The 17,657-nt window shown below is 50.9% G+C and carries 9 protein-coding genes and 6 pseudogenes; 11 read left to right on the forward strand and 4 right to left on the reverse strand.

Annotated elements, in window-relative coordinates:
* Positions 1–49 precede the first annotated feature (49 nt).
* Complete coding sequence (locus tag ABVM99_RS09180; RefSeq protein ID WP_023194721.1) at positions 50–3,463, reverse strand: DEAD/DEAH box helicase family protein; 3,414 nt, start codon at positions 3,461–3,463, stop codon at positions 50–52.
* Between the two features lie 276 nt (positions 3,464–3,739).
* On the opposite strand from ABVM99_RS09180, the pseudogene ABVM99_RS09185 reads away from it, so the two are divergent.
* The 10 genes and pseudogenes from ABVM99_RS09185 to ABVM99_RS09230 all read left to right on the forward strand — a co-directional run.
* Positions 3,740–3,931 (forward strand): annotated as a pseudogene (locus ABVM99_RS09185) (DUF932 domain-containing protein); the annotation flags it as partial.
* A 58-nt stretch (positions 3,932–3,989) separates the two neighbouring features.
* A complete protein-coding gene (locus ABVM99_RS09190; RefSeq protein WP_223195303.1) occupies positions 3,990–4,070 on the forward strand; it encodes a type IV toxin-antitoxin system YeeU family antitoxin in 81 nt (26 codons plus the stop codon).
* Between the two features lie 14 nt (positions 4,071–4,084).
* A pseudogene (locus ABVM99_RS09195) lies at positions 4,085–4,453 on the forward strand (TA system toxin CbtA family protein).
* A gap of 93 nt (positions 4,454–4,546) precedes the next feature.
* Positions 4,547–5,750 (forward strand): annotated as a pseudogene (locus tag ABVM99_RS09200) (AAA family ATPase).
* A complete protein-coding gene (locus tag ABVM99_RS09205; protein WP_077684055.1) occupies positions 5,750–5,956 on the forward strand; it encodes a hypothetical protein in 207 nt (68 codons plus the stop codon). The pseudogene ABVM99_RS09200 and the gene ABVM99_RS09205 overlap by 1 nt, the downstream one beginning before the upstream one ends.
* A complete protein-coding gene (locus ABVM99_RS09210) occupies positions 5,953–6,678 on the forward strand; it encodes a retron system putative HNH endonuclease (RefSeq protein ID WP_023194724.1) in 726 nt (241 codons plus the stop codon). Before ABVM99_RS09205 ends, ABVM99_RS09210 begins: the two co-directional genes overlap by 4 nt.
* A gap of 153 nt (positions 6,679–6,831) precedes the next feature.
* Positions 6,832–7,665, forward strand: coding sequence for a DUF4942 domain-containing protein (locus ABVM99_RS09215; protein ID WP_023194725.1), 834 nt, complete (start codon positions 6,832–6,834; stop codon positions 7,663–7,665).
* A gap of 76 nt (positions 7,666–7,741) precedes the next feature.
* Positions 7,742–7,990: a CopG family ribbon-helix-helix protein gene (locus ABVM99_RS09220; RefSeq protein WP_000254751.1), complete on the forward strand. Its 249-nt coding sequence runs from the start codon at positions 7,742–7,744 to the stop codon at positions 7,988–7,990.
* A gap of 108 nt (positions 7,991–8,098) precedes the next feature.
* Entirely contained in the window at positions 8,099–8,338 is a 240-nt protein-coding gene (locus ABVM99_RS09225; protein WP_000016244.1) for a type II toxin-antitoxin system CcdA family antitoxin, read from the forward strand.
* Between the two features lie 2 nt (positions 8,339–8,340).
* Complete coding sequence (locus ABVM99_RS09230; protein ID WP_001199743.1) at positions 8,341–8,649, forward strand: CcdB family protein; 309 nt, start codon at positions 8,341–8,343, stop codon at positions 8,647–8,649.
* A gap of 123 nt (positions 8,650–8,772) precedes the next feature.
* Here ABVM99_RS09230 and ABVM99_RS09235 read toward each other — a convergent pair.
* A pseudogene (locus ABVM99_RS09235) lies at positions 8,773–9,755 on the reverse strand (IS3 family transposase); the annotation flags it as partial.
* A 66-nt stretch (positions 9,756–9,821) separates the two neighbouring features.
* Here ABVM99_RS09235 and ABVM99_RS09240 point away from each other — a divergent pair.
* Positions 9,822–10,836: pseudogene (locus tag ABVM99_RS09240) on the forward strand (IS110 family transposase).
* A gap of 219 nt (positions 10,837–11,055) precedes the next feature.
* Here ABVM99_RS09240 and ABVM99_RS09245 read toward each other — a convergent pair.
* Positions 11,056–11,178, reverse strand: a pseudogene (locus ABVM99_RS09245) (transposase); the annotation flags it as partial.
* 157 nt (positions 11,179–11,335) lie between these two features.
* Positions 11,336–17,656: a DEAD/DEAH box helicase gene (locus ABVM99_RS09250; protein WP_023194729.1), complete on the reverse strand. Its 6,321-nt coding sequence runs from the start codon at positions 17,654–17,656 to the stop codon at positions 11,336–11,338.
* Position 17,657: the final 1 nt, after the last annotated feature.

Here is a 17,657-nt window from a genome sequence, read left to right on the forward strand (position 1 = left end):
CCCTGTTATAAATACAAAAGCCCCGCTGCCGGGGCTTGTCATGTGCGTATTATACCGTCGCTGCGTCGGTCACAACACCCAGCTCTTCGACTATCTTTTGCAACCGGACGATCTGCTCTATATCCGGGAACACACCGGTAACGCCTTCGTTGTGGATATGCGTAAACGGTTGTTCAAAGAGCTGCCGCATTTCAATGGTGCCGTAATCGCGGATGTGGTTTTTCAGCAATGACAGGAAGCGCAGTTGCTGGCTGGTCAGGCTGTTGTCAGCGGCGAACCGGGCAAAACGTACTTCCACCGCGTCGCTGTCCATCCCGATGATTGTACGCAAAAGTTTATCCAGGCTGGCAGTCGCCTGCGGGTAGAACTCTTTCAGCGCCCGGATATCAACGTTAGGATTCTGGATCAGCACCAGCTTCGCCAGTTCATCCAGCTCGTTTTGCGTGACTGGCTCGCCGTTGCGGATTTTCTTCAGCACCGGATTTTGCTGGAACAGCGGCTCCAGCGCTCCCTGAACCTGCTGGCGATAGAGTTTGAAATCAATCGAGCGGATATTGGTTTTACGGGTTTCCGTCTGGATCAGGTTCGCATCTTCGGTAATATCCACCTGTATCGAACCAAATTTCGGCGTCGCGTCTTTTTCCATCAGGTGCATGATGCCACGCAGATGAATGCGGATATCTTCCAGTTCTTCCAGGCTTGCCTGCTTCCACCAGCCTAAATCACGAAGCTGATTAATTCGCTGCCCCTGCTGTTGCACCTGCGCCAGATGCGGAGGCAGACGTTCCACTTTCTCGATGATGACCGGCCAGAGCACATCCAGTTCTTCCGGGTTAGTATAACGGGCAGTTTGCGCCGCCAGAATATCCATATCGAAGCGCATGGCATCACTTTGCCCGCGCACGTCCAGCCACTGCATCAGCGGGGCCAGGACAGATAGCAAATCCTGCTGCGTTTTCGGGGAAAGCTGGCGCAGCACTTTTTCATCGCTGTACTGCGCTTTTTGCTGCCACTTTTCCTGTACGGCAATCGACTTTTCATCCAGCGCGTTGATCTGCTCGCGGAGCTGGTGAGCGACTAAATCCACCGCCTGTTTGTCGAACTTACGCTGCGCAGCAGCCCCCAGCATAACCCACGCTTCGAAGCGTTTTTGCGCCAACGATTTAGTAGCTGTGACTTCGGCCTCTTCGGTATGCAGCTCGTGATACTCAAAATTACCCCAGTGATCGAAGATGCGGAATTTCTGTTTATCCAGCGGTTTGCCGTTTTCATCGTTGCCGTACAGTCCTGAGCAAAGACGCGTACCACGGCCAATCATCTGCCAGAACTTCACTTTCGATTTGACCGGCTTGGCAAAGACCAGATTCACGATTTCCGGGACATCAATACCGGTATCGAGCATATCAACAGAGATAGCGATGGTCAGCTCTTTGTTGGTGCTTTCATCCAGCCCTTTAAAATCATCAATCAGTTGCTCGGCACGGGGATCGTAGTTGTCGATGACCTGGCAGAAGCGTCCGGCAAACTGCGGGTACATGTCGTCGAACAATTCATTCAACAACAGCGCGTGTTTGTGGTTACGGGCGAAAATGATGGTCTTACCGGGAAGCTGGCCGTCCCGATCTTTCAGGCCATTTTCCATCAGGTTACGCAGGATATAGCGGTTGGTGTCTTTGTTGTAGATCGCCTCATCCAGCGCCTTGCCATCAAATTCCAGGGTATTGGGATCGATACCCTGCTCTTCCAGCTCGCGGATTTGTGCGTCGCTTAATTTCTCCCGTTTGATGCCTTCGCGCAGGAATTCCGTGGTGTGCGTGACGACCTCATAAGGCACCAGATTGTTATCGGCGATAGCATCTTCCAGGCTGTAGTTGGCGGTAGGGATACGTCCTTCACAACCAAACAGGCCGAAAGTGGTTTTACTCACCATGTCGATCGGCGTGGCTGTCAGGCCAATCTGGAGGGCATCAAAATACTTAAACAGATCGCCGTAAACGTTATAGATCGAACGATGGGATTCATCGGCGATGATCAAATCAAAATAACCGACATCAAAATGGTCCATGATTTTCATCATGCCGGGATAGGTGGCGATGTAGATCCTGGCATTCTGCCTGTCTGCTTTCTTCGATTTCCCGACCACATACAGCGGTTCATTGGTGAACTGATTGAACGCATTTGCAGCCTGTTTACGTAGCTCTTTGCGGTCACAAAGAAACAGGACACGTTTTACCCAGCGGGCATCAATCATTAGTTTGCTTAGCGCAATTGCCACGCGGGTTTTGCCTGTACCTGTCGCCTGAACAATTAACGATTGTCGGTACTTGTTGGTAAACCGTTCGCTGACGCGGGCGATGGTTTCAAGCTGATACAAACGTCCGGCAACGGCCTTACCTTCGTTATCCTTAACGTGCGGCACACTGTTCAGCGGCAGACGAGTTTCACGCTGCTGAATAAGGTATTGCAGGCTTTCCTTGCTGTAGAAGCCAAATACCCGACGCGGAGGATAACCATGAGTTTTATGGTCGTCCCACAGCCAGATATCATAACCGTTGGTGTAGAAGATGACCGGGCGCTGACCATATTCTTTTTCCAGCCAGTCGGCATACAGTCGGGCCTGAATTCGCCCCTGCTCGGCATTGACGCTGGTTTTTTTTGCTTCCACCACCGCCAGCGGTTTATGCGCCTCATCCCACAAGACATAATCCGCATAACCGTCACCGGTTGCGGTAGGCTGCTCTTTAACAGGATGTTCCTGCGTAACCTGATCGGTATTTTTAAGTTCTTCGCCTACACTCCAGTCAGCAGCAAGCAGGCGGGAGTCAATCAGGCGGCGGCGGGTTTCCGCTTCATCAATAGAGAGGATGTCGGCAACATGCTGGTTGCGTGCTCTGGCTTCATCCAGGCGCTGGGTGAGCAGTTCGGCCTTTTCCTGCTCCTGCTGTAGCGCGCGTTGAAGCGCCAGTTCACGATCACGGCTTTCGATTTGCGCCTGTATTGCTTCTTCCAGGTGTTTTTTATCGGAACTCGCAGAAGATGGCGTCAGAGGAGGAAGGGTAAATTTAGGGCAATCGTCAACGTTACCGTTGGCATAGCGGACGTATAGCCAGATGCCTAACAGGTATGCTTCCTTGAGTAGCCAGTAGGTATCCTTGGCTTTGATTCGCCCACCATGCGCGGCACGGTTGCCGTGGATACGCAACGCATCCATTTTCATGGTGATGGCTTCCGGCATCATGCTGGTAAACACATCTGCGTTCATCAAATCGTACAGATTCGCCTTGATGCCTTCCGGCAACAGCTCCTGACGATACAACCAGCGCACCATCAATTCAGTGTAGTTACGCAGCTTCACCAGACAGCTTTCCGGGTCAGAGTGAACATAGCGTTCCGCCATACACGCGAGTTCTGCCAGTTCCGGCCACTGGCTGCGCAACATTTCAAAATTGAGAGACTGTTCCATCAATCATCGCCTTATGTCGTGGATACAACAGGAATTCTGGAAAGAATATCACACTAATTCGGCTGACGAAGTGAGCCTGATGGCATATGGTGGCTATGAATAAGCTGACGTAACAACTTTAAGCAAAGTCGGTCAATGTGCAATCTGGCGAGCCAGCGGTCGCAGTATGGGCATGGGCGATATCGTTTATAGTCAGATGGTACAATTGGCAATGCTTACAATGAAAGCTTAACCATTGGTGATAACGGTCAGATCCTCGGTTTTCGCCCATCGATGGGAGTCTTTGGCGACGACAAGCACACCTCGCGCAGTGCGCGTTATACGTATATCCCGACCATCACCGCTCTGGAAAGCCTGCAACGCGAGGGCTTCGAGCCGTTTTTCGCATGTCAGGCCCGCGTGCGCGACCCGGAACGCCGCGAGTATACAAAACACATGCTGCGCCTGCGTCGCACCGGGCAAATCACCCAAATCGGCGCTAAAAAGCGGGGCGCTCGATCCGCGCCAGTCGCGCCGCTACTGCACCATCCTCAATGGCCTGACCTGCGAAGCCGACACCAACGGTAGCTACGGCTACGTTTACCTCACTATCTACCCAGCCGAATAAACAAGGACATTCCCATGCAAAACGTTTTATCACTGCCTTCACCGGCAGCGGCCCCGTCACGCCTGTCGCCCGTCGAAGCCTGGCGAAAACTGCTGTCGTATTTACTGTAACGCCACTACGGCCTTGAACTTAACGACACGCCATTCTGTGACGACATTGTTATTCAGGAACATATCAACGCAGGCGTTACGCTTGCTGATGCCGTGAACTTTATTGTGGAGAAATACGAACTGGTTCGTATCGATCACCGAGGGTTTAGTTGGCAGGAACCACCACCTTATCTTCGGGCTATAGACATTTTGCGGGCGCGGAAAGAAACGTGTTTGTTAACGCGTTGCAAAAAACACAATGGTAATCAGCCTGATGGCAGATTCACTCTATGATAAAAGGCGTAACCTTTGCCCGCTTAAAGCGGGCAATATTGCAGATAAGAGATGTTATTATACTAAAACATAAAAACAGGTGAGGCTGGTGTAATGAGAATCGACAAACTTTCACTGCTTAACTTTCGTTGCTTCAGGCAGCTCGATATTACTTTTGATGAGCACATTACGATTCTGGTTGCACCGAACGGCGCGGGCAAGACGACAGTACTGGATGCGGTACGCCTGGCGCTGTTCCCCTTTATTCGTGGCTTTGATGCCGGCCTCTACGTAAAAGATAAATCGCTGGCGATCCGTATAGAAGATGTCCGTCTGGTTTTCCGCCCTGAAGCGTTGAACATGGAAATGTCGTCTCCAGCCATGATTACAGCTACCGGAGAATGGGAAAACGGAAAGACGGCAACATGGATGCTCGATAAGCGGGGAGAACAGCCGCCGCATGAAGATAAGACGGCGGCGCAGCTTACCCGTTGGGGTGAAGAGCTTCAGAAACTGGTTCGAGATGAGGAGCATAAACAGCCAGTTGATCTTCCGCTCATGCTTTATCTTGGCACGGCAAGATTATGGTATCAGGAGCGCTACGAACCACAGATGGCAGAACAACGCCTGGATAACAGCGCATTTTCACGCCTGTCCGGTTACGATGATTGCCTTTCTGCTACATCGAATTATAAGCAGTTTGAGCAGTGGTATAGCTGGTTGTGGCGCAGTCACCTTGAGTTTCAATACAAACTGATTGAGGCGGGCAGGCAAAATAAAAGTGTGGATTTGGTCGAAGGCTTGCGCGACGACAGTATGAGAGAAGCCATTCAAGCTATCCTGCAGGCCATTAACTGTCTGACGCAGGAAGTGACTGGCTGGCATGATCTGGAATACAGCTCCAGCCATAACCAGCAACTGGTAATGAGCCATCCACAGCACGGCAAGATCCCCTTAGCCCAGCTCAGCGACGGCTTACGTAATGCCGTTGCGATGGTGGCTGATATCGCGTTCCGCTGCGTCAAACTCAACCCGCATTTACGCGATGAAGCCGCCTTAAAAACACAGGGGATTGTGCTGATCGATGAAGTCGATATGTTCCTGCACCCGGCCTGGCAGCAGCAAATTATCCAGTCTTTACGCAGCGCATTTCCACTGATCCAGTTTATTGTTACGACCCATAGCCCGCAGGTTATCAGCACGGTAAAACGTGAGTCTGTTCGCCTACTTGAACAGGACGAGAAAGGTAATGGTCTGGCGTCAATACCACCGGGGGCGACCTACGGCGAGCCAAGTAATGATGTACTGCACAGCGTGATGGGCGTCGATCCGCAACCTCCGGTTAAGGAGAAGGCAGATCTGCAAAAGCTGACGGCATGGGTGGATCAGGGGAAATATGACGAGCCAGAAGCACAGCAACTTATGGCTTCATTGATAACTTCATTGGGTGAAAAGCATCCTCAGCTCCAGCGCTTGCAGCGCAGTATTGCCCGGCAGAAGCTGCTGAAAGGGAAAGCGCAATGAGGCATGTGATCAAAACCCGACGTGGAACAGATGCCTTACTCACTGCGCATGAGCAACCACCACAGAACTCTGAACAATCAACCCGTCGCTGGCAGCGCTTTGGTCGTGAGAATAAAGCAGCCTTAATGACTCTGCTTCTCAATGAGCAATATCATCTTTGCTGTTACAGTGAAATCCGTGCTGATTTGCGTGGCCTCGGCTATCACATTGAACACGTCGAAAATAAAAGTCAGCAGCCAGGGCGAACCTTCGATTATCAAAATCTCGCCGCCAGCGCGTTAGACTCTGAGAATGGTTTGCCCCAGCTTGGCATCAACGCGTTCGGTGGTCATGCACAGGGAAAGAATAAATCTGTGGATATGGCAAAGTTTATTCATTGCCACCTCCCTGACTGTTCTCGTTATTTTGCCTATTTATCTAATGGGCATGTGGTTCCTTCAATAGATTTAACTGAGCAGGAAGCTGAGTACGCACAGTACACCATTGATCATCTGAACCTGAACAGCGGATTCCTTCAAACGGAACGTCGTAATCATTGGGAAGAGCTGGAACAGCTTTTCGATGAACATATTGAGAAAGTCTGGGATCTGCAACAATTACTCCAGCTTGATCTGGTTCCGACACCAGACCATAAACTGCATGAGTTCTTCAGCTTTACACGCCAGTTCTTTCAGCAAGAAGCAGAGCAGGTATTACAGGATTACGCTCCCGAATTGATGTAACAGCACCATCCCATTCGAGATTCAGGGCGGCAGCATGATTTATTGCGAGCCGCCTTCCTGATTTACACCCTCAATATTTATTCACCTTTATTTCACCGCATAATGCGCCTGCCACTCCCGGCAGGCGCGTTTGCTTTTATATGGACCAAAAATATGCAAACAGAAGCTGAAGTTTTAACTGACCATAATGAGCTAATTTGCTCAACTAGTATTGAACGTATCGTCACAGGGCGCGACGCTGCGCTGAGCCTGATAGAAATTCTGATTCATAAGCTTGATGACATCTCGCGGCTTACCTCCAGCATCGGTGGTGATGTAGCGGAGCATTGGGCGATGCGACAGGGCCATTCCTTTGACTGCTGGTTGATGCAACCGGTTGATAAAGCGATGCCGGTGATCACCCGTAATATTGACCGCAGCATTTGGCGCGATCTGATGCTGAAGTCCGGGATGTTGACCTTAATGGACGCTGAAGCCCGCAGCCAGTGGGCTAAAAATCTCGAAGGAGGAGATCTTCCGGCCATCAACGAAGCCAACATCCTGAGCACCTTTGAACAACTCCACCACAATAAACAGGATGTTTTCGAACGTGGGATTATCAATGTATTTAAAGGGCTAAGCTGGGACTATAAAACCAATAATCCCTGCTGCTTCGGTAAGCGGATCATCGTTAACGGCCTGGTAAGGCACGACCGATGGGGCTACAGCCTGAACTGGGGCTGGCGACGCGATCAGCTCGCCGATCTGGAACGGATGCTGTACCTGCTTGACGGGAAGACCATTCCCGACAACCGGCATGATGTCTCTATCCGGTTTATGGGCTTTGTGCGCGACAATCCGCATCAGCAGATTTTTGAGGATGATTTATTCTCTATTCGCTACTTCCAGAAGGGCAGCGGACATATCACGTTCAAGCGTCTGGATCTGGTGGAGAAGATGAATGATATCGTGGCGAAACACTATCCGGGGATGTTGCCTGCGAAATAAGATGTGATGTTTTTATAGGCACCGCTATGCTAATCTTAATAGTAGTTATTAAGTGTTATTAAATGAGGTGATCCCTATGGTTTCTTCTGCTAAACAGACCATCAGCGCTCAGATTCCAGTTGAGTTGGCTCTTGCCGTTGAGAATCTGGCTGTAGAGCTGGATCGTTCAAAGAGCTGGGTCATAAAGGAAGCATTACTCTCCATGCTGGCTGAAAGAGAGCGACGTCATCAGAGCATCCAGGCCGGTCTTGCCGATGTGGATGCCGGTCGTGTGGTGAGTCATTCGGACATGGTGGATTTCGCTAACCGTTTAAAGGAAACCTGACAGGCAAAGATATTGCTATCCGAGATAGTCGCCTCTCATTGCCATTTGCTTAAATACTCCCCATACTAGATACATGTGTTTATTACACGTGTAATTTCAGGAGGCTCTATGTCGGGTATGAGTGTACGACATAAAAAAACAGTCAGTGTCACGCTGGAACCTGCATTGCTTCAGCAAGCCCGTGATGCAGGTATTAATCTGTCTGCGGTGCTTACCGCCGCGCTGAAAGAGGAAATCAGTGCCACAGGCGTTGAACGCTGGAAAGCAGAAAATAGAGCGGGTTTGCAGGAGCTCAATCGTATTACTGATGAGCACGGCCTTTTATCGGACGATTACAGGACGTTTTAATCATGCAATACATGGTTTATCGCAATAAAGGAAACAGCAAGGCTTATCCTTATTTACTTGATGTGCAAAGCGATATTATTGATGAACTGCATACTCGCATGGTTATCCCATTGTTTCCTGTGAGCAGGTTGGTAAATAACCCAGTTAAGCGCCTCACGCCCACTCTGAATGTGGAAGGTAATGACTATCTGGTGATGACTCACGAAATGGCGAGTATCAGGCTTTCGCAGATTGGTGATGAGGTGATGGACGTTCGTTCTCACAGGCAAACCATCAAAAATGCTCTCGATTTTATCTTTGACGGGTTCTGAATGGCTTGCAGGTCAAATGGAGAGTTGTTCACCGTTCTGGAGGGGACTTGACGCGCTTGAACCTGTGGAAGAAGATGAGGCGTGATTTTAATGACCCTGGCCCAAATTCAGTACAGTGCTAAATCAGAGATCTTCGTCTTTCCGGAGACTTCGGATAAATTCAGCCGGGGTCATGTCATTTAATGATGAATGCGTTCTCTCATGATTGTATTCCCTGCGCCAGTTGTCGAGTTTTTCCTGCGCATCTTCCAGTGACAGGAACCAGTGAATGTTCAGGCATTCATCCCGCAGGCTGCCGTTAAATGATTCAATAAACGGGTTATCTGTCGGCTTTCCGGGGCGCGAGAAATCCATTGTGACGCCGTGTTCATACGCCCATTTATCCAGACTTTTTGAGATAAACTCGCTACCGTTATCCGTCTGGATACGTACCGGCAGCCGCTTATCCGGCACCCGCAGTGCCTCCATTATTCTGACCACATCCTCGCCTTTTAACGATTTTCCGGCATGGATCGGCAGGCATTCCCGACTAAAATTATCCACTACAGTCAGCGCCCGAAAACGCCGCCCGTTAAACAGATTATCTGATACAAAATCCATACTCCGGCACTGATCGACATGCGTCAGGATCGGCCGCTGCTGACGGCGTGCTGCACTGACATGTCTGCGGGGGCGTTTTCTGCGCAGGTTCAGGCCTTCCGGACAATAAATCCGGTGGGTTTTCTTGTGGTTAACAGGCCATCCCTCCCGGCGCAACTGAATATGAATACGCGGGCAACCGTAGCGTATCCGGGTTTCCGCTATTTCCCGGATACACAGGGTTATCGCCCGATCGTCACGCCGGATCTGCCAGTGGTAAACGGTTCTGCTCTGCATCAGCAACCCGCATCCCCGCCGGACGCTGATACGGTAAGCCTCCAGCAAAAATGTCACCGCCTGGCGCTTCTGAGCCGGCCTCAGAACGTTTGCTTCAGTACCTCCTGCAGCATCTCCTTGTCGAGACTCAGCTCAGCGACCAGCTTCTTCAGCCGCTGATTCTCATCCTCCAGTTGCCGCAGACGCCGCAGTTCCGTCACGCCCGGCCCGGCAAATTTTTTCTTCCAGTTAATGGGATGGACTACCTCCTCCCGCTGCGGTTAACTGTACGAAATATGCTCACCAGGAGAATCACCATGAATATCGTATTTCTGGGTATTGATCTGGCTAAAAATTTTTTTTCAGCTCTGCGGGTTAAACCAGGCCGGCAAACCGGTTTATACGAAACGCACTGGCCGAAAAGAATTGCTCCAGACGCTGGCAAATATTCCTGCATGTCTGATTGGGATCGAAGCGTCCACCGGGGCATTTTACTGGCAGCGTGAGTTTGAGAAACTGGGGCACAAAGTAAAGGTCATCAGTCCTCAGTATGTAAAACCCTTTGTCCGCGGGCAAAAAAATGATGGTAATGATGCACAGGCCATCGCAGTGGCTCTGATGCAACCGACAATGCAGTTCGTGCCGCCAAAAAGCCCCGAACAGCAGGATATCCAGGCTTTACACCGGGCAAGGCAGCGTATTGTCAATCACCGCACTGCTACAGTCTGTCAAATAAGGGGGCTGTTACTTGACCGGGGGATCCCCATTGGCAGTGCTGTCTCCAGAGCTCGCCGTGCTATTCCTCTTATCCTTGAAGATGCAGAAAACGGTCTAAGTTCCCGTATGCGCAGAACAATTGCCGAACTCTATGATCTCTTTAACGATCCCGGGCGTCGGATCCATTTTTTTGATAAGGAAATTGAAACAGTATTCAGGCAATCAGAAGCCTGTCAGCGTATCGCCAAAGTTAAAGGCATTGGTCCTGAAACGGCCACGGCCGTTGCTGCTATTGGCAAAGGAACTGAATTTAAGAATGGTCGCCACTTTGCTGCATGGCCAGGTCTGGTTCCACGCCAGCATTCGAGTGGCGACAGGCAGGTGCTGATGAATATGACGAAAAAAGGCGACAGGCATCTGCGGACACTTTTTATTCATGGTGCCCGCGCTGTCGTCAGGGTTGCCACGAATAACAATGATGGCCATATGAATCAGTGGGTTAACCAGTTAAAGGAACGGCGCGGATTTAATAAAACGACCGTGGCGGTCGCTAACAAAAACGCGAGAATAATCTGGTCGATGCTGAGAAATGAGACCGGGTATCAGGTAGTGTGAAATTAATCCCCTGCCAGCAAAAGTTGCAGCGTACTGAGAAATGATGACAGGTTGCACCTGCACAATCGGAACCTGATTTTTATACTGGCCTCAGAGGCCGTCCAGTTGTTGAGGCGATTGTGTGCGGATTACCCATTTGGGCACAGATTTTCCTGATGCCGGATAGATGTAAGCAACAACCCAAAACCAGATTCAGTGCTTGCAAAGCGGAGGTAGTCCATAGTTGTAAAATGTGGCCTCAGAAATTCCCATCTTTCTGCAGACTTCCCCGACGCGGGTGCCGGTTTCAGCCTGTTTCAGGGCAAATGCAATCTGTTCTTCGGTATAACGGGTCTTTTTCATGACAATGCGCCTCTCTGTGAGATGGAAGAAAGACCGGAAACTTCAGTTTAGACTGGCACTGTTTACAGGGGGAAGGTCATTATCGACATGATTACCGGCAAGCGCACCACCGCCTGATGTTAGCCGCTCCCGATGTTTAATCGGGAGCGGTTTCGCATTAAGGGACTATCACCTGCACCAGCACATCGGTTGCCCAACTTTCCTCGCTGTTGACCACCTGACCTTCAACGCAGGCTTTTGCCATATTCCCGAGCTGGAAAGCCACATCATCGTTAAAATCAAAATCGCGATACGCTCGCGCAAAGACGATGCGCCAGTATCCCATCCCTTGGTCAAAACGGATCTTCAGCGCCTGACCATTACTGAAGGTCACCATCAGTTTACGATGGTGTGGAATATCACGCGGCGAGCCAAAGGTGTTAACCACGACGGCTCTGCCCATAGATGCCGCAAACCACTGGTCGGCAAAATCCTGAAAATCCGCTTCACTCATCCAGTCATGGAACGGCTTGTTGCCTGGCCGCTCTTTACTCTTAAACAGCGTATCAATCGTCACTTGCGCATCCTGCGCCAGGATCGATTTCAGCGGTTTTAACAGCCCGCCTAATAACGCCAGCGCCACCGGGTTTTGCAGATAACGATCGCTGTAGTGAATGCGCGTCACCTGGTTTTCCTTCAGCAGCGTCTGAATATCTTCCTGTGCCCCGGTTAACACGCCCCAGAAACGCTGACCAAACTGAGAAACCGGGCCATTAAGCTGCTTATGGATCTCAATATCGTTGACCAGGCCTCTGTTACCTGCGGCATCGGATAATAGCTCAGCTTTACTAAGCGTTATCGGCTCAAACGCATGGCTACGAATAACCATCTGGCTATTCAGATGCCAGTTCGGGCCGGGGATGGTGGCCTCTGGGCTGCGAGAAATCAACGTCATCAGGCGATCGTTGAATGCTACCTGTGCGACAACCGGCGTATCCGTATTCAGCTCAGACTGGCAAAGCTGCACACCAATGGCGGCAAACTGCGCAATCTCCTGTAAAAGCTCCGGATCTTCAATATGACCGGGCACAACCAGCGTAACCTCAACCTCATCTTTCAGCCGATAGTTCTGGATCGCCGCTCGGAACTGGCGGGTATACAAATCCCACTCGTTAAGCGGCCCATTCATCCACAACGTGAGTTTGCGCGCCCCGTCGTTAATGGCACGACGGATAGCATCCTCAATGCTGCCTGGGCAATACTGCGCGTCGGCCAGGGAGAATTTTTCCGCCTCCGGCAAACCGATATAGTGACTGAAATCCTCCCCCAGCCAGGCCTGCGCGGCTTTACGATCCAGCTGATCGTGATCGTGGCGGGTCTGCGAATCGAGCAGACATTCGCTACAGGCGGTATCACAGTGGCGGCATCCCAGCTGTTTCACCATCCCTTTGAGGACTGCTTCAATATGCAATGGCGCACTGGAAGCAAACCCCGCACCGCCGCTGATAATGTCGTAAAGTTGCACCGCCAGGACCGATTGCTCATTCTCTAGCCTGACCGGACGCACCGCATAGCCCAATTCTGCCGCCGATACCCCCAGCACGCTGGCCAGCGCCCGACGTAGCGCAACCACCAGCGTCATAGCCACAATACGGCCTTCATCAGAATTATCGGGGATATACTCCCCGTTTTGCGGACGGCGCAAAATGAGCTCAAACACATCGGTGCGGGCCAGCGCACCCAGCGTGACATTCTTATTCAGTGCTGTGGATCCAGGGCAGATAATCCGCTGATTCTGGCTGTCGCGATCAGATTTACCGGGGCGCGGAGGATAATGCGCTTCCATCGATTTCGGCGCATCGGTAGCACTGAGCATTGACTCCGCCCGGCCGCAGCTCAGGCACAGCGCATAACCGTGCCCACCTTCGCCCATGCTCTGCTGGAAAACATGGCCATCCGCGCCTGAAGCCATAAAGCCCATCAGCGGGTTTGGCAGTGGCACGCGTTCTGCCTTCACAAATACCCAGGCAGGCACCACCGGGATGAATTTCATTGTTTCAATGTTGTTCGTAACGGGAGTATGGGCATCGGTGACAAAACCGGCGGGCTGTAATACCTGACGTCGGTTATCCAGCGTGATCCGCTCCCCGCACGCGCTATTGGTACAGAATAAATCCCCCGGGCCACCAATACCTTCCTCATAACCTAAGGTACCGCATTTGTGGCAACGCCAGGCGCTGTCCAGACGCTGGGCTTCGTTAGTATCGGCGTTAAGGTTATGCCAGTGCAGCGAAACGCCGGCCGAGCGGAATACCCGACCATCAAGGATAATCTCTGCACCCGGCGCATATTCACGGATCGCAACGGAAAGATTGCGCGAAGGCAGCCCCTTATAACGAGAAACGTTATCCTCCCGGTCGTTCTTATCACGGCCTTTGTGCGTTTTCTCGCGGATATAATCTTCCATGGTGAAGTTATCAAAAGTGACAACATCCGTTGGGAAGCCATATCCGGGCAGGAAAGTTCGGGCCGCCAGATCGCGTAACAGGTATTCACCACAATGCCGTTTTTTCTCCAGCTCCAGTCGCCTGCGGTACGGCGTATTGGGCTGCGATTCACTTTCCTGTTTCACGAGATCGCGGAAGATCCCCAGCCAGCGTGTCTGTAAGACGGCAATAGCCTCCTGCGTTTTATCACGCAGTTTTTCTGCAGTAACGCCGTGCAATGCAGTCCCTTTAACCAGACGCTCCAGCGCGTTATCAATGCTCAGCGTCGGACGTTCGAGCCAGGCTTTAAAACGATTGCATACCGACTGGTCGAGCTCTTCGCCAAAGAACCACTGGCTATTAAGGCTGGTACGCTCTTTTTCGGTTTCCCCGACCACATGGCATAAATATTCTGACAGCAGCAGGGAATTGACGTGACGCTGCACCAGACGCTCTGAGTTCATTGCCACCATTGGAGCCGGGATCACCGTCTCAAATGGCCAGAGGGGATTAGCAAAAACCTGCTGATCGTGCGGGTTCCCTTTGCACAAGGTGTACGAAATAGCGCGTGACTCTTTACTACGCCCGGCACGCCCGGCTCGCTGTAAATAGTTGGCCGGATGCGGAGGAACGTTGTTCATCACCACTGCAGAAATACCGCCAATATCCACACCCATTTCCATTGTGGTTGAGCAGTTAAGGACGTTAAGCTGCCCGTTTTTAAACATTCTTTCGTAGCTTTGCAGGCGCTCCGACGATTGCTGTGCCGAGTGTTCTGCGGTGCGGTAGTAAAATCCACCTTCTACCACGCGATCGTTAATGTCCGTCCAGAGGTTTTGCGAGCGTAATGATAGCACTTGCGGATCCAGGCTTACCCAGTCACGCACTTTTGTTAACCCGTCGACATAATCATCCTGAGAGCGATCGTGTTCCCAGATCGCTGGCAGCGTGACTTCCTGAGCCAAAAACGCGTCGTACTGTGCACTCGTCAGTCGCTCGAACTGGATATGCATGGGCAAATAGGGGGTCAAACCTTTGAAGGTTGTCGCCAGTAATTTATTGGTCACTGGACAAATGCGTGCTTTTTGAACCAGAGAGAATGTTAGATGCTCTTTCGGTAAATAAAAACGGTTTCCATCAGGCTTCAATACCGCCAGAGATCCTGTTAGCTGGAGCCAGGCTTCTTTCAGCCAGGCGTTAACAATATCAATAGTTACCGTATTTACGGTGTTAAATTTGGCTCCTAAAATCAACAGTTTGACCAGGCGCTGAGTCACATTACCGTGGCGAATTTGCGGCCAGCGTTTAACCTGGTTGTCATCTGGCTCTTTCGAATCCGGGTTGCGGACAAATTTGGAAGAGAAACGGCTACCGATCCAGTTTCTTAGATCGTCATCCAGTTGGATGTAGTTACTTTCTCTGACATAGAAATCCAGCGTCACCTTCAGAAAATCGCGCCAGTCATCAAGGGTTAAGCCTTTAGCCTGCCAGTGAGCAGGAACACTGTGCGCCTTCTCCAGCCCCTGATAGCCAACCTGAACCAGCCCCTGGGTTTCCAGGCTGTTGGTTCGTTTCGGGCGTCGCATAAACTCACGGAAAAGCAGCATTTCGGCGAGTTTCAAAGGGCCACCATTTTCGGTGAAAATTTCAGGCTTTAGATAATGGTTATATTGTAAAATTGGTCCCTGTATATCGGCTTTCTCTTTCAGCTCATTGACCATTTCCGTCCAGGTTCGGCAAACTAAAATGGTTGCAGCCTTTCCCCCCGTCGCCGTCTGGATTGCCTGTTCAAGGCGTTCGGCCTGAGCTTCAGAAAGTTTTGCTTCCTCGGGCATTCCCCACTCGCGATACTCCCGGGCTTCTTCACGGTATTGTGTCACCCTTGCAACCAGTTTCATCACGTCAGCCTGGTCGTTCGGAGCACTCGTTGGTTGTTTTCGTTGGTGCCAGCCAAGAATTTCTACTACGCTACCACGTAATCGGCTGCGCTCTGCTTCCTGCTGCATACGTACTGCCATTCGCGCCGTCCCCTGACGACTGTCGGTAAAGGTAATCAGGCGACGACCTCGACCAGGCAAAGAGAGCGGGCCGACGCCATCTTTACCTTCATCGCTAGTGAAGTCCTGGCAATACTCCAGCACCGTAGGCACAATATTGGTGACATAAAAAGGCCCGCCCAGTAACGCCCGTCGGAAGGGCTGTTTACCCTTTCCGCCTTTATAGCCACAATTGCTGGCACTACAGATTTGTTCGATATCATTAATTGCCAGCGGAATACTGTCCGGGTTCACCACGCCGATACTGCGGGTCTGACGATCGAGCCGCTGCATAATATAGCCAGCTTCCGTATTACATTCCGCAGCAATAATTTGTGGCGACTGGAATACAAAATCCTTCTGAACCTTTTCTCCGGATGTTTCAAAATCGTCAGAAATTTCATCCTGCAGGGAGAATTCATCTCCACCTTTATTATCCCACTGTACGAGTTTGCCTTTTTTATCCCGTGCAAGAAGATGCGGTTCATTACACTCATTGCAGAATGCCAGTTCAAAAACGGGACTGCCGCACTCGCAGTTTTGCCGCTGATTTACATACACATTGCCAAAAGACCAGTTTTTTTCCAGCGCGGTATTTTTTTTAGCTGCACAGTTCTTATCCACACAGGCCCAGATGCCCTGGGTGTTTCGCTGGAAAATATGTGCTCTGACTTTCAGAAATGCAGGATCCTTTGCATTAGGGAGTGTGCCAGAGCAAAGATCGATCCAGCGTAAAACATCCTGCTGCGTGTACTGATGTTTGGTCAGTTCGTTCAAACGCTGGGTCAGCGTATCAAGTTTCATTGGTCGGGGTTGGCTAACCAGCATTTCGCGTAAACAGCGCGCTTCCGGAGAGTGGGTCAACGCACTATAACGCTCCGGGCTGATCCCTTCACTCTCCGAATCAGGGATATGCTCAATCTCATCCAGTGACAGAGAATATTGTTTGCAGGGTTCGAGCTCAGGAATAACGCGGCTTCCCCCCAGAACATCAATACGTTCCTGTGGCACTCCTGACAGCTCAGACAAGAATTTTTTCAGCTGCTTTTCAGCATCACTTCCGGCCATGGTGGCCGACGTCGCCACAAAGCGAACATCATCAGGCGTGACGCCAAATGCCGTCATGACGCGACGGAGCTGTAGAGCCAACTCAGCGGCCTGAGAACCAACGTAGGTATGGGCTTCATCCAGAACTATCCAGCGTAATGATTTTTCCGCTTTTGATTTCTGAATAATCGGCGCATCAACCTGACGAACCATCATGTATTCCAGCATGGTACCGTTGGTCACTAAAATGGGAGCGGGCTCTTCACGCATCTTCTCTCGTGACAAAACCTCATTAGGCCTGTTTGCCTGCTCACTTTTGACCAAAGCATGCAATTCTTCCGTGTTACCGTTATACAGACAGTACCGAATTCCGGAACCAAAACTCCGGGTCCACGCATCTAAACGCTCGCGCTGGGAATTAATCAGGGCATTCAGTGGGTAAAGAAAAAGTGCTCTCACACCTATCAACGGTTTTTTGTTCTTAACCTGAAGCTCACGATAGAGGTCTTCCAGCACCGGAACCATAAAGCATTCCGTTTTGCCAGAGCCTGTCCCGCTGGTCACCACGACCGAATGTTTTTTCTCAAGTAATGATTGCCAGCTGGCTAACTGATGCGTGAAAGGTTTCCAGTCAGAGCCAAAACGATAACGACCATTTTCCTCACTATCCAGCGAGTCCACCACCTCCTTGCTTAGCAACGTTTGTTTTGTTGCAAGGTCTTTCATTGTGCTGTTGGACTCTTTCCAGCCAAATGTCTGTTCAAATACGGGTGAGGCAAGAAACGATCCTTCTTTCCCGCAATCGGCCGCCATTTGTTGCGTGAGATGCTCGCGAAGATTCGGGTTGGTCACCCCCATAATACTCAGCGTCGCCTCCGTAGAACGCGACAGTGATTGTTCAATCAGCGAAGAAAAATAGCGTGTAGTCATT

Origin of the sequence: Salmonella sp. SJTUF15591, assembly GCF_043356435.1 — a bacterium.
In the GTDB taxonomy this organism is placed as follows: Bacteria; Pseudomonadota; Gammaproteobacteria; order Enterobacterales; family Enterobacteriaceae; genus Salmonella; species Salmonella enterica.